This is a genomic window from Curtobacterium sp. MCJR17_043, from assembly GCF_003224315.2.
In the GTDB taxonomy this organism is placed as follows: Bacteria; Actinomycetota; Actinomycetes; order Actinomycetales; family Microbacteriaceae; genus Curtobacterium.
Genome location: NZ_CP126259.1, coordinates 2,219,078 through 2,242,703, shown reverse-complemented (window position 1 = coordinate 2,242,703; position 23,626 = coordinate 2,219,078). Strand labels below are relative to the sequence as shown.

17 protein-coding genes and 7 pseudogenes are annotated in these 23,626 nt (G+C 72.9%); 22 read left to right on the top strand and 2 right to left on the bottom strand.

Annotation, left to right across the window (positions count from 1 at the left end; all coding sequences use genetic code 11):
* Positions 1–69: 69 nt before the first annotated feature.
* The 8 genes and pseudogenes from carA to DEJ15_RS11555 form a co-directional block, all read left to right on the top strand.
* Positions 70–1,195 (top strand): annotated as a pseudogene (gene carA / locus DEJ15_RS11590) (glutamine-hydrolyzing carbamoyl-phosphate synthase small subunit); the annotation flags it as partial.
* Positions 1,196–1,285: 90 nt separating this feature from the next.
* A pseudogene (gene carB / locus DEJ15_RS11585) lies at positions 1,286–4,565 on the top strand (carbamoyl-phosphate synthase large subunit).
* 81 nt (positions 4,566–4,646) lie between these two features.
* Positions 4,647–5,084: pseudogene (pyrF, locus tag DEJ15_RS11580) on the top strand (orotidine-5'-phosphate decarboxylase); the annotation flags it as partial.
* Positions 5,085–5,420: 336 nt separating this feature from the next.
* A complete protein-coding gene (gene gmk / locus DEJ15_RS11575) occupies positions 5,421–6,383 on the top strand; it encodes a guanylate kinase (protein ID WP_110825062.1) in 963 nt (320 codons plus the stop codon).
* A gap of 29 nt (positions 6,384–6,412) precedes the next feature.
* Positions 6,413–6,676 (top strand): DNA-directed RNA polymerase subunit omega, encoded by a 264-nt coding sequence (rpoZ, locus tag DEJ15_RS11570; RefSeq protein ID WP_110825061.1) that lies wholly within the window; start codon positions 6,413–6,415, stop codon positions 6,674–6,676.
* Positions 6,677–6,681: 5 nt separating this feature from the next.
* Positions 6,682–7,893 carry a methionine adenosyltransferase gene (gene metK, locus DEJ15_RS11565; RefSeq protein ID WP_110825060.1) on the top strand — a complete coding sequence of 404 codons (1,212 nt, stop codon included), beginning with the start codon at positions 6,682–6,684 and terminating at the stop codon, positions 7,891–7,893.
* A gap of 8 nt (positions 7,894–7,901) precedes the next feature.
* A complete protein-coding gene (locus DEJ15_RS11560) occupies positions 7,902–8,219 on the top strand; it encodes a primosomal protein N' family DNA-binding protein (protein ID WP_284175014.1) in 318 nt (105 codons plus the stop codon).
* Complete coding sequence (locus tag DEJ15_RS11555) at positions 8,137–10,053, top strand: primosomal protein N' (protein ID WP_284175013.1); 1,917 nt, start codon at positions 8,137–8,139, stop codon at positions 10,051–10,053. Before DEJ15_RS11560 ends, DEJ15_RS11555 begins: the two co-directional genes overlap by 83 nt.
* A 143-nt stretch (positions 10,054–10,196) precedes the next feature.
* Here DEJ15_RS11555 and DEJ15_RS11550 read toward each other — a convergent pair whose 3' ends face one another.
* Both DEJ15_RS11550 and DEJ15_RS11545 read right to left on the bottom strand, forming a co-directional pair.
* On the bottom strand, positions 10,197–10,586 hold the full coding sequence (locus DEJ15_RS11550; RefSeq protein ID WP_502866165.1) for a DUF4383 domain-containing protein: 390 nt from the start codon (positions 10,584–10,586) through the stop codon (positions 10,197–10,199).
* A gap of 207 nt (positions 10,587–10,793) precedes the next feature.
* Entirely contained in the window at positions 10,794–11,120 is a 327-nt protein-coding gene (locus DEJ15_RS11545) for a DUF8129 domain-containing protein (RefSeq protein WP_110825057.1), read from the bottom strand.
* Between the two features lie 301 nt (positions 11,121–11,421).
* On the opposite strand from DEJ15_RS11545, the pseudogene DEJ15_RS18525 reads away from it, so the two are divergent.
* From DEJ15_RS18525 to lgt, 14 genes and pseudogenes are all read left to right on the top strand, one after another.
* Positions 11,422–11,724 (top strand): annotated as a pseudogene (locus tag DEJ15_RS18525) (methionyl-tRNA formyltransferase); the annotation flags it as partial.
* A gap of 462 nt (positions 11,725–12,186) precedes the next feature.
* Positions 12,187–13,819 (top strand): annotated as a pseudogene (locus tag DEJ15_RS11535) (RsmB/NOP family class I SAM-dependent RNA methyltransferase).
* 23 nt (positions 13,820–13,842) lie between these two features.
* Positions 13,843–14,508, top strand: coding sequence for a ribulose-phosphate 3-epimerase (gene rpe, locus DEJ15_RS11530; RefSeq protein ID WP_110825054.1), 666 nt, complete (start codon positions 13,843–13,845; stop codon positions 14,506–14,508).
* Positions 14,509–14,517: 9 nt separating this feature from the next.
* Positions 14,518–14,781, top strand: a complete 264-nt coding sequence (locus DEJ15_RS11525) for a phosphoribosyl-ATP diphosphatase (protein ID WP_058742152.1) — start codon at positions 14,518–14,520, stop codon at positions 14,779–14,781.
* 62 nt (positions 14,782–14,843) lie between these two features.
* A complete protein-coding gene (hisG, locus tag DEJ15_RS11520) occupies positions 14,844–15,683 on the top strand; it encodes an ATP phosphoribosyltransferase (RefSeq protein ID WP_110825053.1) in 840 nt (279 codons plus the stop codon).
* A complete protein-coding gene (gene hisF, locus DEJ15_RS11515) occupies positions 15,680–16,471 on the top strand; it encodes an imidazole glycerol phosphate synthase subunit HisF (RefSeq protein WP_258365882.1) in 792 nt (263 codons plus the stop codon). Before hisG ends, hisF begins: the two co-directional genes overlap by 4 nt.
* An 89-nt stretch (positions 16,472–16,560) precedes the next feature.
* A pseudogene (gene hisI / locus DEJ15_RS11510) lies at positions 16,561–16,990 on the top strand (phosphoribosyl-AMP cyclohydrolase).
* Positions 16,987–18,519 carry an anthranilate synthase component I gene (locus tag DEJ15_RS11505; RefSeq protein ID WP_110825051.1) on the top strand — a complete coding sequence of 511 codons (1,533 nt, stop codon included), beginning with the start codon at positions 16,987–16,989 and terminating at the stop codon, positions 18,517–18,519. The pseudogene hisI and the gene DEJ15_RS11505 overlap by 4 nt, the downstream one beginning before the upstream one ends.
* Positions 18,516–19,295 (top strand): Trp biosynthesis-associated membrane protein, encoded by a 780-nt coding sequence (locus tag DEJ15_RS11500; protein ID WP_284175012.1) that lies wholly within the window; start codon positions 18,516–18,518, stop codon positions 19,293–19,295. The genes DEJ15_RS11505 and DEJ15_RS11500 overlap by 4 nt, the downstream gene beginning before the upstream one ends.
* Positions 19,292–19,531: a DUF6704 family protein gene (locus DEJ15_RS11495; RefSeq protein WP_110825049.1), complete on the top strand. Its 240-nt coding sequence runs from the start codon at positions 19,292–19,294 to the stop codon at positions 19,529–19,531. The genes DEJ15_RS11500 and DEJ15_RS11495 overlap by 4 nt, the downstream gene beginning before the upstream one ends.
* Before the next feature lie 4 nt (positions 19,532–19,535).
* Positions 19,536–20,335 (top strand): annotated as a pseudogene (trpC, locus tag DEJ15_RS11490) (indole-3-glycerol phosphate synthase TrpC).
* A gap of 43 nt (positions 20,336–20,378) precedes the next feature.
* The gene (trpB, locus tag DEJ15_RS11485) at positions 20,379–21,593 is read left to right on the top strand and encodes a tryptophan synthase subunit beta (protein ID WP_110825217.1); all 1,215 of its coding nucleotides are present in this window, start codon (positions 20,379–20,381) and stop codon (positions 21,591–21,593) included.
* Entirely contained in the window at positions 21,590–22,384 is a 795-nt protein-coding gene (trpA, locus tag DEJ15_RS11480) for a tryptophan synthase subunit alpha (RefSeq protein WP_110825047.1), read from the top strand. The genes trpB and trpA overlap by 4 nt, the downstream gene beginning before the upstream one ends.
* 96 nt (positions 22,385–22,480) lie before the next feature.
* Positions 22,481–23,470 (top strand): prolipoprotein diacylglyceryl transferase, encoded by a 990-nt coding sequence (lgt, locus tag DEJ15_RS11475; RefSeq protein ID WP_110825046.1) that lies wholly within the window; start codon positions 22,481–22,483, stop codon positions 23,468–23,470.
* The last annotated feature ends 156 nt before the right edge of the window (positions 23,471–23,626 follow it).

The window sequence follows — 23,626 nt, the reverse complement described above, 5'->3', positions numbered from 1 at the left end:
CTCCGCGCGCTGCAGGGACCGGCGATGACGAACGACTCCCCCGCACACCGCGGGCGAAGGGACGAACTGATGACACGCGAACGGGCCGTACTGGTCCTCGAGGACGGCACCCGGTACGACGGCTGGGCCTACGGCGCCCGCGGGCGCACGCTCGGCGAGGTGGTCTTCGCGACCGGCATGACCGGCTACCAGGAGACGCTCACCGACCCGTCGTACGCGGGCCAGATCGTGGTGCAGACGGCACCGCACATCGGCAACACGGGGGGTGAACGACGAGGACCCCGAGTCCCGGCGCATCTGGGTCGCCGGGTACGTCGTGCGCGACCCCAGCCGGGTGGTGTCGAACCACCGGGCCAACGCCTCGCTCGACGAGCACCTCGTGCGCGACGGCATCGTCGGCATCTCCGGGATCGACACCCGGGCCCTGACCCGGCGCATCCGCGACGCCGGCGCGATGAAGGGCGGTGTCTTCAGCGGGGCCGACGCGACGCTCGACGCCGACGAGCAGCTCCGGATCGTCACCGAGCAGACCGGCATGACGGGCAGGAACCTGTCCGCCGAGGTCTCCACGGCCGAGGAGTACGTGGTCGCGCCGGTCGGGGAGCGGATCGGCACGCTGGCCGTCCTCGACCTCGGCGTCAAGGCGTCCACCACGCGGTACCTGTCCGAGCGCGGCTTCGAGGTGCACGTGCTGCCGCAGGACGTCACCGTCGAGCGGCTACGCGAGCTCGACCCCGACGCGCTGTTCTACTCGAACGGCCCCGGCGACCCGGCCGCCTCCGACGCCCAGGTGTCGCTCCTGCAGGACAGCCTGCGCGACGGCCGACCGTTCTTCGGCATCTGCTTCGGCAACCAGCTGCTCGGCCGCGCGCTCGGCTTCGGCACCTACAAGCTGCCGTTCGGCCACCGCGGGATCAACCAGCCGGTGCTCGACACCACGACGGGCAAGGTGGAGATCACGAGTCAGAACCACGGCTTCGCGGTCGACGCCCCGGTCGGGGAGACCCTCGAGTCGCCGGTCGGTTTCGGCCGGGTCGAGGTGTCGCACTACTCGCTGAACGACAACGTCGTCGAGGGCCTCCGCGCGCTCGACATGCCCGCGTTCAGCGTGCAGTACCACCCCGAGGCGGCCGCCGGACCGCACGACAGCATGTACCTGTTCGACCGCTTCCGGGACATGGTCCTCGCCCGACGACAGGGGGAGCCGCTCGACGCGGCCACCGCCGACGCGACCACCCCCCGCCGCCGACGTCACGACCGCCGACACCACGAAGGAGGGCAACTGATGCCCAAGCGCTCCGACATCAGCTCCGTCCTGGTCATCGGCTCCGGTCCGATCGTCATCGGGCAGGCCGCCGAGTTCGACTACTCCGGCACCCAGGCGTGCCGCGTCCTGCGCGCCGAGGGCGTCCGGGTCATCCTCGTGAACCCGAACCCGGCGACGATCATGACCGACCCGGACTTCGCCGACGCGACGTACATCGAGCCGATCACGAACGCGTCGCTCGAGGAGATCATCCGCATCGAGCAGCCCGACGCGGTCCTGCCGACACTCGGCGGGCAGACCGCCCTGAACGCCGCGATCGCGCTCGACGAGGCCGGCATCCTCGAGAAGCACGGCGTCGAGCTCATCGGCGCGAAGGTCGACGCCATCCAGCGCGGTGAGGACCGACAGCTCTTCAAGGAGCTCGTCCTCGAGTCGGGCGCGGACGTCGCCCGCAGCCACATCGCGCACACGCTCGAGGAGGCGAAGGAGTTCGCGCAGGACCTCGGCTACCCGCTCGTGGTCCGGCCCTCCTTCACGATGGGCGGGCTCGGCTCGGGCTTCGCCTACAACGAGGAGGAGCTCGTCCGCTTCGTCGGCGACGGCCTGCAGTCGTCCCCGACGACGGAGGTCCTGCTCGAGGAGTCGATCCTCGGCTGGAAGGAGTACGAGCTCGAGCTGATGCGGGACAACGCGGACAACACCGTCGTCATCTGCTCGATCGAGAACGTCGACCCGGTCGGCGTGCACACCGGTGACTCGATCACGGTCGCCCCCCGCGCTCACGCTGACCGACCGCGAGTACCAGAACATGCGGAACATCGGCATCGACATCATCCGTCGGGTGGGCGTCGACACCGGCGGCTGCAACATCCAGTTCGCGGTCGACCCCTCGAACGGTCGCGTGATCGTCATCGAGATGAACCCGCGCGTCTCCCGCTCGTCGGCCCTCGCGTCGAAGGCGACGGGCTTCCCGATCGCCAAGATCGCCGCGAAGCTCGCCATCGGGTACCGGCTCGACGAGATCCAGAACGACATCACGCAGGTCACCCCGGCGAGCTTCGAGCCGACGCTGGACTACGTCGTCGTGAAGACCCCGCGCTTCGCGTTCGAGAAGTTCCCCGCCGCCGACGCGACGCTCACCACGACGATGAAGAGCGTCGGCGAGGCGATGGCCATCGGCCGCAACTACGCCACCGCGCTGCAGAAGTCGCTCCGGTCGCTCGAGAAGCGCGGGTCGAGCTTCCACTGGGACGTCCCGGCGGACCAGCTCGACAAGGCCGCCCTGCTCGAGAAGTCGCGCGTCCCGACGGACGGCCGGATCGTCACGGTCCAGCAGGCCCTCGTCGCCGGCGCCACCACGGCGGAGGTCTTCGACGCCACCGGCATCGACCCCTGGTTCATCGACCAGATCGTCCTCATCAACGAGGTCGCGGCCGAGGTCCGGGACGCCGCGACGCTCGACGCCGACACGGTCCGCTGGGCGAAGGAGCACGGCTTCAGCGACGTGCAGATCGCCGCGCTCCGGGGCATCACCGAGCAGGAGGCCCGCGACCAGCGGCACGCGCTCGGCATCCGGCCGGTGTTCAAGACCGTCGACACCTGCGCGGGCGAGTTCCCCGCCCTGACGCCGTACCACTACTCGTCCTACGACACCGAGACCGAGGTCGCCCCGAGCGACCGCAAGAAGGTCGTCATCCTCGGCTCCGGCCCGAACCGCATCGGCCAGGGCGTCGAGTTCGACTACTCCTGCGTGCACGCGTCCTTCGCGCTGAGCGACGCCGGGTTCGAGACGATCATGGTGAACTGCAACCCGGAGACGGTCTCGACCGACTACGACACCTCGGACCGCCTGTACTTCGAGCCGCTCACGGCCGAGGACGTCCTCGAGGTCATCGAGGCCGAGCAGGCGTCCGGGCAGGTGGTGGGCGTCGTCGTGCAGCTCGGCGGGCAGACCGCGCTGGGCCTGGCGAAGCCGCTCGAGGCCGCGGGCATCCCGATCCTCGGCACGAGCCCGGACGCCATCGACCTCGCCGAGGAGCGCGGGGCCTTCTCCCGCATCCTCGACGACGCCGGCCTCCTCGCCCCGAAGAACGGCACCGCCCACGACCTGGCGAGCGCGACCACCGTCGCCGAGGGCATCGGCTACCCGGTGCTCGTCCGCCCGTCCTTCGTGCTCGGTGGGCGCGGCATGGAGATCGTCTACGACTCCGCCGCCCTCGCCGACTACTTCGACCGGATGGCCGACCAGGCGATCATCGGCCCGGACCTGCCGCTGCTGGTGGACCGCTTCCTCGACGACGCGGTGGAGATCGACATCGACGCCCTGTACGACGGCGAGCGGCTGTACGTCGGCGGCATCATGGAGCACATCGAAGAGGCCGGGATCCACTCCGGTGACTCGTCCTGCACCCTGCCCCCGGTCGGCCTCGGTCGAGCCGAGATCCAGGCCGTCGTGGACGCGACCGAGGAGATCGCGCGGGGCGTCGGCGTCCGCGGTCTGCTCAACGTGCAGTTCGCGATCGGTGCGGGCGTGCTCTACGTCCTCGAGGCGAACCCGCGTGCCAGCCGCACGGTGCCGTTCGTGTCGAAGGCACTGGGCATCGCCCTGGCGAAGGCCGCCGCGCGCATCATGACCGGCTCGACGATCGACGGGTTGGTCGACGAGGGGATGCTGCCCGCCCGCGACGGCGCGTTCGTCCCGGCGCAGGCGCCGGTCGCCGTCAAGGAGGCCGTGCTCCCGTTCCGGCGCTTCCGCACCGCCGACGGGCAGGTCGTCGACTCCGTGCTCAGCCCGGAGATGCGCTCGACCGGCGAGGTCATGGGCATCGACCGCGACTTCCCGCGGGCGTTCCTGAAGAGCCAGGAGGCCGCGTACGGCGGGCTCCCGACCAGCGGCACGGTCTTCGTGAGCGTCGCCGACACGGACAAGCGCGCCATCGTCCTGCCGGTGCACCGCCTGCAGCAGCTCGGGTTCCGGATCATCGCGACCGAGGGCACCGCCGAGGTGCTCCGCCGCAACGGAATCCTGGTCGGCACGGTCGGCAAGTACAGCCAGGGGCAGGAGAGCGTCGTCGACCTGCTCGCCCGCAACGAGGTCGACATCGTCATCAACACGCCGAGCGGTGCCTCGGGTCGTGCGGACGGGTACGAGATCCGTGCGGCCACCGTGGCGGCCGACAAGCCGCTGTTCACGACGATCTCGCAGCTCGGCGCGGCGGTCGCGGCGATCGAGACGATCGGGACGCCGCACAGCGTCCGGAGCCTGCAGGACTACGCGCTCGAGCGAGCCGGGTGGTGACGCCGTTCGGCGTCCGGCTCGCGGCCGCCATCGACGCGCGCTCGGCCCTGTGCGTCGGGATCGACCCCCCACGCCGCCACCCTGGCGGCGTGGGGGCTCGGCCGCGACGAGGAGGGCCTCACGGCGTTCGGCGCCACCCTCGTCGACGCGGCCGCGGGCCGTGCGGCCGTCGTGAAGCCGCAGGTCGCGTTCTTCGAGGCCGCCGGGGCGGCCGGGTTCCGGGCGCTCGAGGCGACGATCCGTCGGGCGCGGGACGCGGGCCTCCTGGTCGTGGCCGACGTGAAGCGCGGCGACATCGGGTCCACCGGGGACGACTACGCGCTCGCCTGGCTGGACCGCGACGGGCCGTTCGCGGCGGACGCGATGACCGTGTCGCCGTACCTGGGGTACGCCTCGCTCGCCGGGACGATCCGCGTCGCCCGTGCGCACGGAGCGGGTGTGTTCGTGCTCGCCGCGACGAGCAACCCGGAGGCACGCGTGCTCCAGACGGCGGTGGTGGCCGAGGGGCCGCGTGCCGGTCGGACCGTGGCGGCCGGTATCGTCGTGGACGTGGCAGACGAGAACCGGACGACGGCCGACCAGGCCCTGGGGGGACGTCGGGCTCGTGCTCGGCGCGACGCTCGACCTCGACGACTTCGGCATCACCGCCGACGACATCGGCGCGGCGCCGGTGCTCGCGCCCGGGTTCGGCGCGCAGGGCGCACGCATCGGGGACCTCCGCGGGCTGTACGGCAGCCGTGCCGAGCAGGTCCTGGTGAACGAGTCGCGCGGCCTGCTCGTCGACGGTCCGGACGCCGTCGCCGGCCTGGTGGCGGACCGCGCGGAGCGGATCGCGCGCGCCCTGGCGGTGGCCGCGTGACCGAGCAGACCGGGGCAGCGCCCGACACGTCCACGGACGACCGCGCCGAGCTCCCCGCGCACCGGAACCCGCCGGAGGTCGACCGTGTCGCGGCCGCGAAGGCCGCCGTCGCCGCACGACGAGCACGTGCCGCCGTCAAGGCCGCGGTGGCGTCGGGGGAGCGGTCGCCGCTCGAGGTCGCCAAGGCCGCGTGGTCGGAGGACGAGTCGGTCGTCGCGGCGACCGCCGCCGAGCGGTCGCTCCGGGTGCGGGACCTCCTCACGAGCCTGCCCGGTGTCGGTCCGGCCCGGGCCGAGGCCGTGATGGGCGCCCTCCGCATCGCGCCGTCCAAGCGCCTGGGTGGCCTCGGCAGTCGACAGCGCACCGAGCTCGCGGACTGGTTGGCGGCACGTGGGCGCAAGCGGGGGGCCTCGAAGCTCGTCGTGCTCGCGGGGCCGACCGCGGTCGGGAAGGGCACCGTCAGTGCGCACATCCGCGAGCAGTACCCCGAGGTGAACCTCAGCGTGTCCGCGACGACCCGCAAGCCCCGCCCGGGCGAGGTCGACGGCGTGCACTACTACTTCGTCGACGACGCCGAGTTCGACCGGATGATCCGCGACCGCGAACTGCTCGAGTACGCCACCGTGCACAACTCGTACCGGTACGGCACCCCGCGGCCGCCGATCGACCGTGCGCTCGACGCCGGCGAGAAGGTCATGCTCGAGATCGACCTGCAGGGTGCCCGGCAGGTGCGGGACGCCATGCCCGAGGCGGTGCTCGTGTTCCTGCTGCCGCCGACCTGGGACGAACTCGTCCGACGGCTCATCGGCCGCGGCACCGAGTCCGCCGAGGAGCAGGCCCGGCGGCTCGAGACCGCGAAGGTGGAGCTCGCCGCGCAGGACGAGTTCGACGTGCGGATCGTGAACTCGGATGTCAGCACGGCGGCACGCGAGGTCGTAGACTTGTTCTCTGCGCCCTGACGGGTGCACCGACGACGAGGAGCAACCCCATGGCCAACCCCCAGGGCATCATCGACCCGCCCATCGACGACCTGCTCAGCAAGGTCGAGTCGAAGTACGCGCTCGTGATCTTCGCCTCCAAGCGCGCCCGCCAGATCAACGACTACTACGCCGACCTGCACGAGGGCTCGCTCTTCGACAACGTCGGTCCGCTCGTCGACTCGACGATCGACGACAAGCCGCTCTCGGTCGCGCTCCACGAGATCAACGAGGACAAGCTGACCGTCACCAAGCAGCAGCAGCCCACCGTCTGATCCCGGTGACGAGCGCACTCCGTCTCTTCACGTCGGAATCGGTGACCGAAGGCCACCCCGACAAGATCTGCGACCAGATCTCGGACGCCATCCTGGACGCCCTCCTCACGGTCGACCCGCACGCCCGGGTCGCCGTCGAGACGATGGTGACGACCGGGCTCGTGCACGTCGCCGGCGAGGTCACCACCTCCGGCTACGTCGAGATCCCGCAGCTGGTCCGTGACGTCATCACGGGCATCGGCTACGACTCCTCCGACGTGAGCTTCGACGGCCGTACCTGTGGCGTCGAGATCTCGATCGGAGCGCAGTCGCCCGACATCGCGCAGGGCGTCGACGAGTCGCTCGACACCCGCTCGGGTGCCGGGGTGGACCCGCTCGACCGCCAGGGCGCGGGCGACCAGGGCATCATGTTCGGCTTCGCGACGAACGAGACGCCCGAGTACATGCCCGTCGCCATCTGGCTCGCACACCGCCTGGCGGAGAAGCTCGCAGCGGTCCGCAAGTCCGGTGAGCTGACGTACCTGCGCCCGGACGGCAAGACCCAGGTCACGGTCGGGTACGACGGCATCACGCCGAAGACCGTCGAGACCGTGGTGCTGTCGACGCAGCACGCGCCGAGCGTCACGCTCGAGCAGCTGACGGCCGACATCACCGAGCACGTCATCCGTCCGGTCCTCGACCTGGTGGACCTCGACTCGTCCCGGGTGGACGTCATCGTGAACCCGACCGGTCGGTTCGAGATCGGCGGGCCCCAGGGCGACGCCGGCCTGACCGGGCGCAAGGTGATCGTCGACACCTACGGTGGGGCCTCGCGGCACGGCGGTGGCGCGTTCAGCGGCAAGGACCCCTCGAAGGTGGACCGCTCGGCGGCGTACGCCCTGCGCTGGGTCGCCAAGAACGCCGTCGCGGCGGGACTCGCCGACCGGCTCGAGGTGCAGGTCGCCTACGCGATCGGTCGCGCCAAGCCGGTCGGTCTGTACGTCGAGTCCTTCGGCACCGGCCACGTCGACGACGCCACGATCGAAGCCGCGATCACCGAGGTGTTCGACCTCCGACCGGCCGCGATCATCCGCGACCTCGACCTGCTCACGCCGAAGTACGCGAAGACGGCGACCTACGGGCACTTCGGTCGCGACCTGCCCGGATTCACCTGGGAGCAGCTCGACCGCGTCGAGGAGCTCCGCACCGCGGCAGGACTCGTCCCCGCCACCGCCTGAGGCCCTCCGTGGCCACCGTCGCGCGCGTCGTCCTCGACTCGCCGCTCCCGCAGCTCGACCGTCTGTTCGACTACCGGGTGCCGGCCGAGTTCGAGGACGACTGCGTGCCGGGGGTCCGCGTGAAGGTGCCGCTGCGCTCCGGTGCGCGCATGACCGACGCCTACGTGGTCGAGGTCGTGTCGGACGACGCCCTGTCCCCGGAACACGACTTCCCGGGGGGAACTCAGCGTCATCGAGGAACTCGTGAGCCCGGTGCCGGTGCTCGCGCCCGAGGTCTGGCGACTCGCGCGGGCCGTGGCCGACCGTGCCGCCGGGGTCGCGAGTGACGTGCTGCGGCTCGCGGTGCCGACCCGGCAGGTCCGGCCCGAGAAGGCCTGGCTCGAGCGGGACCCGGAGCACGTACCGCCGGCGGTCGAGGCGGTCCCGGTCACCGGGTACGCGGACGGCGCGCTCGAGGCCGTCATCGACGCCGGTGGCCGTGCGGCGGTCAGTGCCGTCCCGCACCCGGTGCTGCTCGCGGCACCGGCACCGGCACCGGCACCGGCACCGACGCCCGCGACGGAGCCAGACGTCGACGCTGACGCTGACGCTGACGCTGACGCCGGCGCTGACGCCGACCCGACAGCGGACGGCCCTGCTCCCGCCGACGGCGGTCCGCAGCCGGTCGCCGCAGACGCGCCCGACGGCGTCTGGGTGCCGGGCTGGGCCGCCACCCTGGCCCAGGCCGCGGCGCACACCCTGGCGGGCGAGCGCTCCGCCGTGCTCGCCGTCCCCGACTTCCGGGACGTCGCCGACCTCGAGCGTGCGCTGCACGTCCTCGTGCCGCCGGAGCGGGTCGTCCGCTTCGACGCCAAGCAGACGAACGGGCAGCGGGCCCGCGCGCTCCTGACCGCCCGGACCCACCCCGTGGTGGCGATCGGCAGCCGGGCCGCCGTGTACGCCCCGGCCGCCGACCTCGGGCTCATCGCGCTGTGGGACGACGGCGACCCGTCCTTCGCCGAGCAGCGTGCACCGTACGTGCACACCCGGGACGTCGCCCTCGTGCGGACCGCGCAGTCGGGCGCGGCGCTGCTCATGCTCTCGCACGCCCGGAGCACCGACGTGCAGCGGCTCGTCGAGCTCGGCTGGTTGCAGGAGCTCGCTCCGCACCGGGTCCGGGTGCCGAAGGTCGTGCCGACGGCGCACCAGACGAACGCCGACGGGTACGCCGCGCAGGCCCGGATCCCGAGCAGCGCGTGGCGGGCCGCCCGCGAGGCGAGTCGTGAGGGTCCGGTCCTCGTCCAGGTGTCGAACCCCGGGTTCGGGACGGGACTGGTCTGCTCCGAGTGCGGGGAGCGCGCGCACTGCCGGGTCTGCGGCGGCCCGCTCGGCAGTCCACACGCGGGGTCGACCCCGCAGTGCCGGTTCTGCGGTGCCCTCGCCGCCGGCTACCGCTGCCCGACGTGCGGCAACGGCACGCTCAAGCCGGTCGGCCAGGGGGCACAGCGCACCGCCGACGAACTCGGCCGGGCCTTCCCGAACACCCGCATCGTCGTCGCCGACGGGTCCCGCCCGATCGACGAGGTCCCGGCGCGTCCCGCGGTCGTCGTCGCGACCCGCGGAGCCGAGCCGGACGTCGCCGGCGGGTACGCGTGCGTCCTGCTCCTCGACGGCGAGCGGATGCTGGCGCGGGAGGGGCTCCGGGTGCAGGAGGACGTCCTGCGCGTGTGGGCGAACGCCGCGGCCAAGGGCGCGCCCGGTGCTCCGGTCTACCTGGTCGGGATCGGCGGGAAGCTCGCGAACGCGATGGCACTCTGGCGGCTCGACCTGCCTGCGCACGACGAGTTGACCGACCGCCGCGAGCTGTTCTTCCCGCCGGCCGTCCGGGTCGCGACCCTCACCGGCACCGACGAGGCCGTCACCGGCGCGGTCGAGGCACTCGGCGACGCTCCGGTGGGGCCCGTCCTCGGGCCCGTCCCGGTGGAGGACCCGACGCCGGGCACGGTCCGCGCGATCGTGCGGTTCCCGTACGGACACGGCGCCGAGGTCGCGGCGACGCTCAAGGCGGAGGTGATCCGGCGCTCCTCGACGCGACGGGTCGTCGCCGGTGGCACGAAGCGGCGGGCGGCCCCGGCGCTCCGGGTCCGGATGGACGACGCCGAACCCTTCTCCGAGGTCTGACCCGCGCTGCACGGGCCCCGCGCTGTACGCGCCCGGCGCTCCACGGGCCCCGCGCTGTACGCGCCCCCCGCGCTGTGCCGCCCGGACGGACGGGAGGCCCGTGGCGATCCCGCCACGGGCCTCCCGTCCGTCACCGACGCGGATCAGCGAGCAGTGCGCTCCGCACCGACCGGTGCGCGACGGCCGCGGGACAGCACGACGCCGAGCGCGACCATGCCGATCGCGAGGACGAGGTGCAGCCAGTTGTCGGCCGAGTTGAGCGGCACGAAGTTCGCCGCGCTGTCGCTGTTCGCGGTGAAGAGGCCGTAGATCCAGAGGACGAAGTACACGACGCCGCCGATCACCAGGTAGAACCGGGACCCGCTGGCACGACGTGCTGCGAGGACCCCGACGACACCGAACAGCAGGTGGACGATGTTGTGCAGCACCGACACCTGGAAGATGCCGAGCAGCATGCCCATGGAGTCGTTGCCGGCGCCGCCCAGGTCACCGGTCGTGAGGCCGGGGACGAAGCCGGCGAGGCCGACGAGCAGGAAGACGATCCCGACGACGAGGGCGCCCTTCTGGACGGGCGTCTCGGCGAAGCTGGTGGGAGCGGGGGGTGGACAGTCGGTCTGACATGGTCGTTCCTTTCAGCGGATTGCCTGTGACCGTACCCGTGCGACGACGGGGACGTCCGGAGGTGCCGCGGGCCCTCGTCCCGGGGACGGAGCGGCCGACGGAACCTCCGGCTGCCGGGCTCAGCGCGGCTGGGCGGGGTTGGTCGGGTCGCCGTGCGACGGCGGGTTGACCACCGGGCCGGAGGTCGCTGGCGTGACGGCGGGCGAGGCGGTGCCCTGCTGGACCTCGGGCAGGTGCTCGGGGACCGTCCCGGTCGGCTCGGCGCCGGCGTCGAGGGCTGCGATGCGGGAGGTCAGCACCTGCACGACCGGCAGTCGGTCGCCGTGGCCCCGTTCGTGGTCGAGCAGGGTCTGCAGTTGGTCGCGGTCGAGCGGGCGGACGTGTTCGGCGAGGTTGCCGAGCGGGAGGTGGTCGAAGTCGGGCAGGGGCAGTGCGTCGCTGGTCATGGTGGTCCTTCCGTCGAGGTGCCAGCGACCGTAGGCAGGACCGCCTCCGCACACACCCAGTCCCGGCGCGGACCGAGCGCGACCTCGGCCGCCCGTCCCGTCCGGGTCTCGTGGGAGACTGGTCCGATGCGTCTCGTCGTCGCCGGCAGCCCCGCTGCCGCGGTCCCCACCCTCCGCGCTCTGGCGGCGTCCGACCACGAGATCGCGGCGGTGCTCACCCGGCCGCCGACGCCGCAGGGACGGAAGCGCGTGCTCACCCCCCACGCCGGTCGCGCAGGTCGCGTCGGAGCTCGGGCTCCCGGTGATCGAGGCCGCCCGCGTGGACGACGAGGTGACCGCCCGGATCGCGGACCTGGACGTCGACCTCGGCGTGATCGTCGCGTACGGGGCGCTGCTCCGCCGTCCGGCCCTCGACGCCCCGCGGCTCGGATGGGTGAACCTGCACTTCTCGGACCTTCCCGCGTACCGCGGCGCCGCCCCGGTGCAGCGCGCCGTGATGGCCGGTGAGACGACCACCGCGGCGACGGTGTTCCAGCTCGTCGAGGCCCTGGACGCCGGCCCGGTCTTCGCGACCGAGCCGTTCACGATCGATCCCGAGGCGACGTCGGGCGACGTCCTCAGCGCGATGGCCGAGCGCGGCGCGGAGCTCGTCGTCCGGGTCGTCGACGACCTCGCCGCCGGGACCGCGGTCGCCGCCGACCAGGTCGGCGAGCCGACGACGGCGCCGAAGCTGACGCTCGAGGACGGCCGCACCGACTTCGCCGCCCCCCGCCGCCGTCGTGCACGCACGACTCCGCGGGGTCACCCCCCGAGCCCGGCGCGTTCGCGCTGCTCGGCGAGACCCGGGTCAAGCTGCTCCGGGCGGGCCGGGTCGGACCGGGAGGCGCGGGGGGAGGCCGCCCCGCGTCCCGCCCCCCGGTGCGCTCCGACTGGTGGACGGTGTGCTGCTGGTCGGCACGGCGGACGAGCCGCTCGTGCTGCGCGAGGTGCAGCCGGCCGGCAAGAAGGCGATGGACGCCGCGGCCTGGGCCCGCGGGCTCGGTCCGCTCGACGGGAAGGTGCTCGCATGAGCGCGGGACAGGCACGGCCGCGGGGCCGACAGGGGAGCGGCGACGAGGGCCGGCGCAGCGGCGGACCCGGTGTCGGCGGTCGTCGGACCGGCGGTCGTCCCCAGGCAGCCCGCCAGGTCAGCGCCCGCCGGGTCGCGTTCGACGTGCTCCGTGCCGTGCAGGTCGACGACGCCTACGCGAACCTCCTGCTGCCGACCCGCATCCGCCGCGCCGGGTTGAGCGCCCGCGACGCCGGCTTCGCGACCGAGCTGACCTACGGCACCATCCGGATGATCGGCCGGTACGACGCCGTCGTCGCCCTGGCCTCCGGACGTCGCGCGGACCTCGTCGAGGCCGACGTGCTCGACGTGATGCGCCTCGGCGTCCACCAGCTGCTCGCCATGCGGACACCGACCCACGCGGCCGTGTCCGCCACGGTCGAACTCGCCCGAGAGGTCGGGGTCGCCCGGGCCACCGGCTTCGTCAACGCCGTGATGCGGAAGGTCGCCGCGAAGACCCCGGAGGAGTGGGACGCCCTGGTGACGGCGGGCCTCGGTGGCGAGGCACTGCTCGCGACGCGGTGGTCGCACCCGGTCTGGGTCGTGTCGGCGTTCCGTGACGCCCTCGCCGCCGAGCGCTCCCGCGACGAACTCGTCGCACTCCTGGCGGCCGACAACGAGGCGCCCCGGGTCCAGCTCGCGGCACTGCCCGGCGTCGCCACCGCGGAGGACGTCGAGCAGGCGACCGCGCGCGCCACGGGTGACGACGACGCCTCCGGTGACGAGCCTCCCGTCGGTCCCGCCGACGACGACACGACCGGCGACCGCGCTGTCGGCGACGACGCCGCCGCCGCCGACACCGCCGGTGGCGACACCGCGCCCGCGACCGCACCGGTCGCGCCCGACCTGCCCGTCTCACCGGTCGGCATCCGCGGGGTCGCCGGCGACCCGGCACGCGTCCCCGGCGTCGCGGCCGGGCGCCTCCGGGTGCAGGACGAGGGCTCGCAGCTCGCCGCCCTCGCGCTCTCCCGGTCCTCCGAGGTCCGTCCCGGCGAGCGGTGGCTCGACCTCTGCGCCGGTCCCGGCGGCAAGGCGGCGCTCCTGGCGGCCGAGGCCGCGCAGGCCGGGGCGACCCTCGTCGCGAACGAGCTCGTCCCGGCCCGGGTGGGACTCGTCCGGGAGGCCCTCCGGGACTTCCGCGACACCGTCACGGTGGTCGAGGGCGACGGCCGTCGCTTCGGACAGGACGGCTCCGGCGTGCGGTTCGACCGCATCCTGCTCGACGCGCCGTGCACCGGGCTCGGTGCGCTGCGCCGTCGTCCGGAGGCCCGCTGGCGGAAGCAGCCCGAGGACGTCGCGGAGCTGGCCGTCCTGCAGGAGGAACTGCTCGAGGCCGCGGTCCGGGTCCTCGTACCGGGCGGCACGCTCGCCTACGTGACGTGCTCGCCGCACCTGGCGGAGACCCGCGGACAGGTCGACGCCCTGATGCGCCGCCACGGGCACGAGCTCGAGCAGCTCGACACGGCGTCCGTGGTCCGGTCGGTGGCCGCTCGTGACCCCCCGGGTCGCGGACGGCCGGACGGTGCAGCTCTGGCCGCACCGCATCGGCACCGACGCGATGTTCATCGCACTCGTGCGCCGAACGGCCTGAACCGCGGCCGGTAGGCTCGACGGGTGACGATCCGCATCTCGCCGAGCATCCTGTCCGCCGACTTCGCGAACCTCGAGCGCGAGCTCCAGCGCATCGACACCGCCGACATGGTGCACGTCGACGTCATGGACAACCACTTCGTGCCGAACCTGACGCTCGGGCTGCCGATCGTGCAGCGCCTGCAGCAGGTCTCGCCGGTCCCGCTCGACGTCCACCTCATGATCACCGACGCCGACACCGAGGCACCGAAGTACGCCGAGACCGGCGCGGCCAGCGTGACGTTCCACTTCGAGGCGGCGACCGACCCCGTGGCCACCGCCGCGGCGATCCGGTCGAACGGGGCCCGTGCCGCCGTCGCCCTGAAGCCCGGCACGCCGGTGACCCAGGTGCTGCACCACCTCGACGCCTACGACATGGTCCTGCTCATGACCGTCGAGCCGGGGTTCGGCGGGCAGTCGTTCATGCCCGAGGTGATGCCGAAGCTCGCCGACGCCCGGGCGGCGGTCGACGCGTCGGGGCTCGACGTCTGGCTCGAGGTCGACGGCGGCATCGCGGTCGACACCGTACCCCAGGCCGTGCGGAGCGGCGCCGACACCCTGGTCGCCGGCTCCGCGGTGTACGGCGGGGAGCCGGCAGCGCGCATCGCCGATCTCCGGGCGGCGGCGCAGCGTGCCCTCGCGGACCGGTAGCCTGGGAGCGTGAAGACGTTCGACGACCTGTTCGCGGAGCTGACCGAGAAGGCGCGGACGCGCCCGGAGGGCTCCGGCACCGTCGCCGAACTGGATGCCGGCGTGCACCAGATCGGCAAGAAGATCGTGGAAGAGGCCGCCGAGGTCTGGATGGCGGCCGAGTACGAGGGCGACGAGCGCACCTCAGAGGAGATCTCGCAGCTCGTGTACCACCTGCAGGTGCTCATGGTCGCGAAGGGCCTCACCCCGGCGGACGTCTGGCGACATCTGTAGGGAGCGCTGGTCCAGCGCACCGCAGACCCGTCACCGACCCTCCTCCAGGAAGCAGACCCCTGATGCTCCGCATCGCCGTGCCCAACAAGGGCTCCCTGTCCGAGACCGCCTCCGAGATGCTCCGGGAGGCCGGGTACGCCGGTCGCCGTGACCCGAAGGCGCTGCACCTGCTCGACGAGCGCAACGGGGTGGAGTTCTTCTTCCTGCGGCCGCGCGACATCGCGACCTACGTCGGCTCGGGCGCGCTCGACGTCGGCGTCACCGGCCGTGACCTGCTGCTCGACTCCGGCTCGGCCGCGCACGAGGTCGACGCGCTCGGGTTCGCCGACTCCACCTTCCGGTTCGCCGGGGCCCCCGGTCGCTACGCCACGCTGCAGGACCTCGAGGGCGTCCGGGTCGCGACGAGCTACCCCGGACTCGTCGGCGAGTTCCTCGCGCGGCACGGCGTGACCGCGACGCTCGTGAAGCTCGACGGCGCCGTGGAGAGCGCGGTCCGCCTCGGTGTCGCCGACGCGGTCGCGGACGTCGTGTCCACCGGCAGCACGCTCCGCGCCGCGGGCCTCGAGATCTTCGGTCCGGTCATCCTCGAGTCCACCGCGGTCCTCATCACCACGGACGAGAGCATCGCCGGGATCGACGTCCTCCGCCGCCGCCTGCAGGGCGTGCTGGTCGCCCGCGGGTACGTCATGCTCGACTACGACATCCCGTCCGAGCTGCTCGAACGGGCGACGGCGATCGCCTCGGGCATCGAGTCACCGACCGTCTCACCGCTGCACGACCGCGACTGGTCCGCGGTCCGGGTGATGATCCCGCGCGAGGACGCGAACCTCATCATGGACGCGCTCTACGACCTCGGCGCGCGGGCCATCCTCGTCAGCCCGATCCACGCCGCACGCCTGTGACCGACGCGCCCGTCGCGACCGCCCTCGGCGGCGTGTCCGTCCGTGTCATCCCGTGCCTGGACGTGTCCGGCGGCCGGGTCGTCAAGGGCGTCAACTTCCTCGACCTGCAGGACGCCGGCGACCCGGTCGAGCTGGCCGCCCGCTACTACGAGCAGGGCGCGGACGAACTGACCTTCCTGGACGTCGGGGCGACGGTCGAGAACCGCGCGACGATGTGGGACACCGTCACCCGCACCGCCGAGCAGGTGTTCATCCCGCTCACCGTCGGGGGTGGTGTCCGGAGCGTCGACGACGTCTCGCGGCTGCAGCAGTGCGGTGCGGACAAGATCGGCGTGAACAGCGCCGCGATCGCCCGGCCCGAGCTCGTCACCGAGATCGCCGACCGGTTCGGCTCGCAGGCGGTCGTGCTCTCGCTCGACGTCAAGCGCTCCGCCCGCACCGCCTCGGGCTTCGTCGTCACGACCCACGGCGGCCGCACCGAGACCGACATCGACGCGATCGCCTGGGCGCGCGATGCTGTTGAGCGCGGCGCGGGCGAGCTCCTCGTCAACTCGATCGACGCGGACGGCACGAAGAACGGGTTCGACCTCGAGCTCGTCACCGCGGTCCGCGCGGTGTCCTCGGTGCCGGTCATCGCCTCGGGAGGCGCAGGACGCGTCGAGCACTTCGCACCGGCCATCGACGCGGGAGCCGACGCGGTCCTCGCGGCGAGCGTCTTCCACCGTGGCGAGATGACCGTCGGCGACGTCAAGGACGCGCTGCGCGCCACCGGGCACGTCGTCCGCTGAGCCGGCCGGACCGCGCGGGACGGGCCTCCCGGCCGGGTCGGACCGCCGCGCCGGTCGCCGACCGCGCCGGGCCGTAGGCTGGTGGTCTCATGACCGACAGCACCAGCACCAGCACCGGAGCGGTCCTCGACCGCGCGCGCTTCGGTGCGGACGGACTGCTCCCCGCCATCGTGCAGGAGGAATCGTCGAAGGACGTCCTCATGCTCGGCTACATGGACCGGGAGGCCCTCCGCCGCACCCTGACCGAGGGTCGGGTGACCTTCTGGTCGCGGTCCCGGCGCGAGTACTGGCGCAAGGGCGACACGTCCGGGCACGCCCAGTACGTCCGCGGTGCGGCCCTCGACTGCGACGACGACACCCTGCTCGTGACGGTGCACCAGGTGGGGGGCGGCCTGCCACACCGGTGCGCGCAGCTGCTTCGACGTCGACCCGCTCGACCCGGTGACGGCGTCCGCACCGGCCGACGCGCAGACCGGCCCCGGCGACGCCGCCGAGCCCGCGGCGGGGTCCGACCGGTGAGCGACGCACCCCGCACCACCAGCCGTGCCGACTTCGACCGGCTGGTCGCCGAGGGGCACCGCGTCGTCCCCGTCGTCCGTGCGCTCTTCGCCGACAGCGAGACGCCCGTCGGTGTCTACCGGAAGCTCGCCGACGGACGCCCCGGGTCGTTCCTGCTCGAGTCCGCCGGACAGGGTGGGCTGTGGTCGCGCTGGTCCTTCGTCGGCGTGCGGAGCTTCGGCGTCCTGACGCAGGAGGGTGACCGGGCGGCCTGGATCGACACCGGCCTGTCGGCGGAACGTGCCGTCGGGTCCCTCGACGGCGCTCCGCTGGAGGTCCTCGCCCGACTGCACGAGCGGTGGGCCACACCCCGCGTGCCCGGGACCCCGCCGCTCGTCGGCGGCACGGTGGGGTTCATCGGGTGGGAGGCCGTCCGCCAGCTCGAGCACCTGCCCGACGCGCCGCCGGCGGACTTCGACGTGCCCGGCCAGGCGCTGTCCTTCGTCGCCGAGCTGGCCGCGCTCGACCACCGCACCGGGCTCGTGCTGCTCGTCGCGAGCGCCCTGCACGACGGCACGGACGACGCCGACACGCTGTGGTCCGACGCCCAGACCCGACTCGACCGGATGCAGGCCGACCTCGTGCAGCCGAGCGTCGCCACCGTCGCCGAGGCGTTCGACATCGCCGAACCGACCGCACGCTCCCGGTCCACCCCGGAGGAGTACGCGGCGGCGATCGAGCGGTCGAAGCGGTACATCCGCGACGGCGACGTCTTCCAGGTGGTCATCTCGCAGCGGTTCGACCACGACGTGACGGCCGACCCGCTGGACGTCTACCGCGTGCTGCGGACGCTCAACCCGAGCCCGTACATGTACTTCCTGTCCCTGGCGGGCACCGATGGCGAGCCCTTCTGGATCGTCGGCGCGTCGCCGGAGGCGCTCGTGAAGGTCCAGGACGGCCGGGCCATGACGCACCCGATCGCCGGCTCCCGACCCCGCGGTGCCACCACGGAGGAGGACGTCCGCCTGGGCGAGGAACTGCTGCAGGACCCGAAGGAACGGGCCGAGCACCTCATGCTCGTCGACCTGGCCCGCAACGACCTGCAGAAGGTGTGCGAGCCGGGCACGGTCGCGGTGACCGAGTTCATGACGGTCGAACGGTTCAGCCACGTCATGCACCTCGTGTCGAGCGTCGAGGGGGCCGTCCGGCCCGGGGCGTCCGCGATCGACGTGTTCCGCGCGACCTTCCCGGCCGGCACGCTCTCCGGGGCACCGAAGCCGCGGGCACTGCAGATCATCGACGAGCTCGAACCGGCGGCGCGCGGTGCCTACGCGGGCGTCGTCGGGTACTTCGACTTCGCCGGGGACGCCGACGTCGCGATCGCGATCCGCACCGCCCTGATCCAGGACGGCGTCGCCCGGGTGCAGGCCGGGGCCGGGCTCGTCGCCGACTCCGACCCGACGAGCGAGCACCTCGAGTCGGTCAACAAGGCCGCGGCGCCGCTGCGTGCCGTCGCGACCGCGAACCGGATGACCGGGGTGCTCCGGTGAAGCGCTCCCGACCGCTCGTGGTCGTCGTCGGGCTCGCGGTCGCGGGCCTCGTGATGCTCGCGTGGACGCAGACCTGGTTCACCGTGCACCTCGACCACTCCGCGGCGGTCGTGAAGACCGTGGCCGCCGACGGCGCGACGGTCGTGCCGCAGTACACCGCGGTCGCGATCGCGAGCCTCGCGCTGTTCCTCGCGTTGACGATCGCCGGTCGTGTCGTCCGGGTCGTGCTCGCGGTCGTGCAGGTCCTGCTCGGCGTGGCCGTCGTGGTGACCGGGATCTCCGCACTGTCCGACCCGGTGGCCGCCGCACGCAGCGCCGTGGGGTCCGTCGCCGGCGTGAGCGACATCGGCGCCGTCCGGCAGGTCGTCACGCGCGTCGACGTCAGCATCTGGCCCGTGGTGGGGATCACCGGCGGCGTGCTCGCAGCCCTCCTCGGCGTCGCCGTGCTCGTCCTGCAGCGGTCCTGGCCCGGTCCGAGCCGGAAGTACGGCGACGCCGCCACGCCCGGGTCGGCAGCGGACGTCTCCGGCTCCCATGCGTCGGACGGCACCGGCACGTCGGACGGCGCCGGCACGTCAGACGGGACCGGCGCCTCCCGGACCGGGTCCCGGGCGCCCGTCGTCCGCGACGCCGTCGTCGACTGGGACGACCTGAGCGCGGGTCTCGACCCGACCGCGGGGGGACGCCGCCGACGGGCGGGTCCGGACCACGGACGCGGTAGGATCGTCGGAGCGTCGCCCGACCGGCGGCGCCAGCGACAACGAGGAGCACCGTGAGCAACACTGAGCCCGCAGAACTCGGCGAAGGCCACTCGCCGGCGGCCTGGACGGCCGTCGTCATCATGCTGATCGGCTTCGCCGCCGGGACGCTCTTCTTCTGGTTCGACATGGCCTGGGGCGTGTGGGCATCCGCCGCCGTCGTGGTCATCGGTCTCGTCGTCGGCGCGGTCATGGGCAAGGCCGGCTACGGCGTGAACGGCCCGAAGTTCGTCCCCAAGCACCACGGCGAGTGAGCGCGTGCCTGCCGCGCCCTCCGAGAACCTCCTCCTGACCCTCGTCGCCGGCGCGCTCGAGGACGCCGCGGCCCGTCGCCTGGACCGGCCGTACGCGGACGTCGAGCGTGACCTCGACCGGGTCGCGTCCCCGCTCGACGCCCTCACGTTCCTCACGCCGGGGGACCGCGTCAAGGTCCTCGCCGAGGTCAAGCGGGCCAGCCCGTCCCGTGGGTCGATGGCGCCCATCGAGGACCCGGCGTCGCTCGCCGCCGACTACGAGCGCGGCGGAGCCTCGGCGATCAGCGTCCTGACCGAAGGGCGCAGGTTCCTCGGGTCGCTCGCCGACCTCGAGGCGGTCAAGGCCCGGGTGTCGGTGCCGGTGCTCCGCAAGGACTTCATCGCCGACCCGTACCAGGTGCTGGAAGCGCGTGCGGCGGGGGGCCGACCTCGTCCTGCTGATCGTCGCCGCACTCGAGCAGCCCGCCCTGGGCGAGCTGCACGGCCTCGCCGAGGAGCTCGGTATGCGCGTCCTGGTCGAGGCGCACTCGGCGGACGAGGTCTCCCGTGGGCTGGACGCCGGTGCTCGCATCCTGGGTGTCAACGCCCGCGACCTCACCGACTTCTCGCTCGACCGTGACCTGTTCGGCTCGCTCGCCGACCGCATCCCCGACGGGGTCGTGCGCGTCGCCGAGTCCGCCGTGAAGACCCCCCGCCGACGTCGCCCACTACCGGTCCGCCGGGGCGGACGTCGTCCTCGTCGGGGAGGCGCTCGTCACCGGCGCCGACCCCGCCGCCACGCTCGCGTCGTTCATCGACGGCTGACAACCCGTCCGGCCCCGTGCCGGGCACTCCCGGGAGCACCACCGTGACCTCACTCCGTGACCTGCAAGGCCCGTACTTCGGCGACTTCGGCGGGCGGTTCGTCCCCGAGTCGCTCGTCCTGGCGCTCGACGAGCTCGAAGCCGCCTTCCGGGAGGCCTGGGCCGACCAGTCCTTCCGGGACGAGCTCGACACGCTCCACCGCGAGTACACCGGGCGGCCGTCGATCATCACCGAGGTGCCGCGGTTCGCGAAGCACGCCGGTGGTGCCCGGGTGGTCCTGAAGCGCGAGGACCTCAACCACACCGGCTCGCACAAGATCAACAACGTCCTCGGGCAGGCGCTCGTCGCGCGCCGGCTCGGCAAGACCCGCCTGATCGCGGAGACCGGAGCGGGACAGCACGGCGTCGCGACCGCGACGGCGGCGGCCCTCTTCGGCATGGACTGCGTCGTGTACATGGGCGCCGTCGACACCGAGCGACAGGCGCTCAACGTGGCCCGCATGCGGCTCCTCGGCGCGCAGGTCATCCCGGTGGAGACCGGCTCGCGCACGCTGAAGGACGCCATCAACGAGGCCCTGCGGGACTGGGTCGCGAACGTCGATTCGACGCACTACCTGCTCGGGACCGTCGCCGGTCCGCACCCGTTCCCGGAGATGGTGCGACAGTTCCACAAGGTGATCGGCGAAGAGGCGCGTCAGCAGGTCCTCGACCGCGTCGGGCGCCTGCCGGACGTCGTCGCCGCCTGCGTCGGCGGTGGGTCGAACGCCATGGGCATCTTCGAGGCCTTCCTCGACGACGAGTCCGTCCGGCTGTACGGCTTCGAGGCCGGGGGCGACGGGGTGGAGACGGGTCGGCACGCCGCGAGCATCACCCTCGGTCGCGAGGGCGTCCTGCAGGGTGCGAAGTCCTACCTGATGCAGGACGAGGACGGGCAGACGATCGAGAGCCACAGCATCTCGGCCGGGCTCGACTACCCGAGCGTCGGACCGGAGCACGCCTACCTGGCCTCGATCGGTCGGGCGACGTACGAGCCGATCACGGACACCGAGGCGATGGAGGCCTTCCGCCTGTTGAGCCGGACCGAGGGCATCATCCCCGCGATCGAGTCGTCCCACGCCCTGGCCGGGGCGATCAAGCTCGGCAAGGAGCTCGGCCCCGACGGCGTCGTCCTCGTGAACCTGTCCGGCCGCGGCGACAAGGACGTGGCCTCCGCCAGTCGGTACTTCGGCATCCTCGACGAGACGGCGGTGCAGTCGTGAGCACGAACAAGACCGTCGCCGCGACCATCGACCGCGCGAACGACGAGCGCGCCGGTGCCGTCGTCGGGTACCTCCCGGCGGGCTACCCGGACCTGCAGACGAGCATCGACGCCGCCGTGGCCCTCGCCGAGAACGGCGTCGACGTCATCGAGCTCGGGCTGCCGTACTCCGACCCCGTGATGGACGGACCGGTCATCCAGCGCGCCGCGGAGGAGAGCCTGGCGAACGGCTTCAAGGTCGCGCAGGTCTTCGACGCGGTGCACGCGATAACCGAGGGCGTCGACACCCCCGTCCTCGTGATGACGTACTGGAACCCCGTGCTGCGGTACGGCGTGGACCGGTTCGCGGACGACCTCGTCGCGGCCGGGGCGGCCGGCCTCATCACGCCGGACCTGATCCCGGACGAGGGCCGGCAGTGGATCGACGCCTCGGAGCGCACCGGGCTCGACCGGGTGTTCCTCGCGGCCCCGTCCTCCACGGACGCCCGGATGAAGCAGGCCGTGGACCGGAGCCGCGGCTTCGTCTACGCCGTCTCGACGATGGGCGTCACCGGTGCCCGATCCGGCGTCGACAGCGCGGCCCGCACCGTCGTCTCGCGGCTCCGCGACGCCGGTGTCGAGCGCACGTGCGTCGGCCTCGGCATCTCGACCGCCGACCAGGTCGCCGAGGTGCTCGAGTACGCGGACGGCGCGATCATCGGCTCCGCGTTCGTCCGGGCACTGGCGGACCTCGGGGTCACCGGCGTCGCGGAGCGTGCCGCCGACCTGTCGTCGGGTTCCGCGCGGCGCTGAGCCGGGTCGACCCGCGCTACAGTGATCGGGGCCGACCGGCCCCCGGCACCACCAGGACCGGCGACCACCAGCCCCGTGAAAGGCGACAGCACCCACATGTCCCTCCTGAGCATCCCGAGCCCGAGCACGGCGTGGCAGTACTTCGACCTGACCGCCTGGCTGCAGAGCACGTTCGGCATCTCGATGCCGCTGGACTTCCGGATCCACGCGTACGCGATCTGCATCCTCGTCGGGATCGTCATCGCGGTGCTGCTCACGAACTCCCGGCTGAACGCGCGCGGTGCCGAGCGCTGGGTCATCATCGACATCGCCATCTGGGCGGTGCCGGCGGGCATCATCGGCGGCCGCCTGTTCCACGTGCTCACGCACGTCGACGACTACTTCGGTCCCGGGATCGACCCGCTCTCGGTGTTCTACGTGTGGGAGGGCGGACTCGCGATCTTCGGCGCGCTGATCCTCGGGTCGCTCGGCGCCTGGATCGGCTGCCGGCAGACCGGCCTGCGGTTCTCGGCGTTCATCGACGCCGCCGCGCCCGGCGTCCTGCTCGCCCAGGCCGCCGGCCGTCTCGGCAACTACTTCAACCACGAGCTGTTCGGCATGCCGACGAGCCTGCCGTGGGGCCTGCAGATCGAGGCGACCAACCCGGCGTACCCGGCCGGCCTGCCCGAGGGCGTCCTGTTCCACCCGACCTTCCTGTACGAGATCATCTGGAACGTCGTCGGTGCCGTGGTCATCCTGCTCCTCGACCGGAAGTTCCGCCTGCAGTGGGGTCGTGTGATGGCCCTGTACCTCATCTGGTACGGCGTCGGCCGCTCCGTCCTCGAGTCGATCCGCGTGGACACGAGCGAGACCTTCGGCGGCGTCCGGACCAACGTCTGGATGTCCTTCGCCGCGATCCTGCTGGGCCTGCTGGTCTTCTGGGTGCAGTCCCGTCGTCACCTCGGCAAGGAGCCGAGCCCGTACCTGCCGGGTCGCGAGCCCCGCTCGAAGTCCGATGTAGACTCGGACGACACCTACTCGGAGCACGACACCACGACCGGTGTCGCCGATCCGGAGCCGGTCGCCAGCGCAGCCGACCGACACTGAGGTCCCGACCTCTCCCGAACCCAGCACCACACCGCGATCGCGGTCCGCCACAAGCGGGCCCCACTCCTCGCACGCCGCCCGGACACCTCCTGGCGGCGAGCACGGGCACCAGTCCCGCCCGCTCGGGCGGAACGCACCACCGGGCCACCGCTGTCC